General features: G+C 64.3%; 2 protein-coding genes. Both read right to left on the minus strand.

Annotation, left to right across the window (positions count from 1 at the left end):
- Positions 1 to 281, minus strand: a 281-nt coding sequence (locus ABY403_RS16160) for a Na+/H+ antiporter subunit C (RefSeq protein ID WP_372841836.1), incomplete at its 3' end; no start/stop codon positions are given.
- Positions 281 to 1,820 (minus strand): hydrogen gas-evolving membrane-bound hydrogenase subunit E (mbhE, locus tag ABY403_RS16165; protein WP_372841837.1); only part of this gene is annotated, 1,540 nt, incomplete at its 5' end. The genes ABY403_RS16160 and mbhE, both read right to left, overlap by 1 nt.

A 1,820-nucleotide genomic window follows, 5' to 3' on the forward strand; every position in this document is an offset into this window, starting at 1 on the left:
GCCCCCAGCGATAGCAGCACGACCACCGCCGTCATGCCGAAGGAAATGACGATCGCGGTCAGCACCAGCGCCTGTGGCAAGGGGTCGGTATAGCCCGGCGCGCCATCGGAAAGAACCGGCGGCATGTCTATCACCAGCCGTCCGGTGGCGAAGAGGAAAACGTTTACCGCATAGGACAGCATCGCCATGCCCAGCACCACCGGAAAGGTCTGGCGCCGCAGGATGAGGTAGATCCCCACCCCCGACATGATCGCAACCGCGCTGGCTACCAAAAGCTCCATCAGCTTATCCTCTCGCGCTTGCTCTCGTCTGACGTCGCGCGCTTGGACAGCCGCGACAGGCTGGAAAGCGCCAGCATCACCGCGCCGACAACCGTAAGGAACACGCCAAGGTCAAACGCCATCGCGGTAGCAAGCTCGAACTTTTCCAGCGGCGGCAGCGTGACATAGCCAAAGGCCGAGGTCAGGAACGGCTTGCCTGCAAACCACGCGCCAATGCCGGTCAGCCCGGCAATCAACACCCCCGCGCCGATCATTCCGTGATATGAAAACCGCTGCCGCGCCTCGGCCCATGCAAGGCCCGAGGCCATGTATTGCATCACCAGCGCAATCGACACCACGAGCCCGGCCACAAAGCCGCCGCCCGGCGCGTTGTGCCCGCGCAAGAAGATATAAACCCCCACCATCAGCGCCACTGGCAACACCAGCCGGGTTGCCACAACCAGCATCAGCGGGTGCTCATCGCCAGCGCGGGGCTGATCGGGGCTCCACGCGACCAATTTGCGCAGCGAGGGGCGATGTGTCAGCACATCGGTGAGCGCAAAGATCACAAGCGCCGCGATACCCAGCACGATGATCTCGCCAAAGGTATCATAGCCGCGGAAGTCCACCAGAATGACGTTGACGATGTTGGTGCCACCACCGCCGGTATAGGAGTTTTCAACGTGAAAGCCCGAAATCGACGGCAGCACGAAATCACGCCGCATCAGCGCATAGATCAGTGTGCCGATCCCCAGACCTGCCACGCTGGCAAGCACCGCGTCGCGGGCGCGGCGGGGCAGCGGTTCGGACATGCTCGCCTTGGGCAGGAAGTTGAGCGCCAGCAACATCAGCACGACCGTCACCACCTCGACGGTGATTTGCGTCAGCGCCAGATCGGGTGCGGAAAGGTAGATGAAGCCGACCGATACCATCAGCCCGACGATGCCGATCAGCACCAGCGCCAGCAAGCGATTGCCGTGAAAGCGCATCAGCGCAAGGCTTGCGACCGCCAGTGAAAGCCAGCCTGCGGCCACCTCAATCGGCACCGCCAGCAATGGCCGCGTTTCAGGGCCAAGCCCCGTGCCGATTGTTGCCCAGCCGCCCCCAATCAGCCCCGCCAGAACCAGCGCCGCCAGCATCTGCCGCATCGCGCCGCCATGCAGCGCCTCGCTTAGCCAGCGTGCGCCTGCCTCGGCTTGCGCAATCAGCCATTGGTGCAGGCGCGCAAGATCCAGCCGGTCCAGCACCGGGCGCGTCCAGTGCAGATGGCGCGTCTGCGTCATCAGCAGCACACCCCCTGCCAGCGCAATGCCTGACATGGCCAGTGCGGGCGTAATCCCGTGCCAGATTTTCAGCGTTACCGTGGGCAGATCGCCCCCCGTCACCGCTGCCGTCGCCGCCATCACCAGCGCCTGCACCATCGCCGGATACAGGCCCACGGCCAGCACGAAAGCCACCAGCACCGCAGGCGCAAACAGAAGGCCGGGGCCGGGGTCATGCGGCACGGTCGGGTAATCGGCGCGCTTTGCCCCGAAGAAGGTCAGCTTTATCAGCCGGAAC

Origin of the sequence: Phaeovulum sp., from assembly GCF_041596715.1 — a bacterium.
Classification (GTDB): Bacteria; Pseudomonadota; Alphaproteobacteria; order Rhodobacterales; family Rhodobacteraceae; genus UBA6213.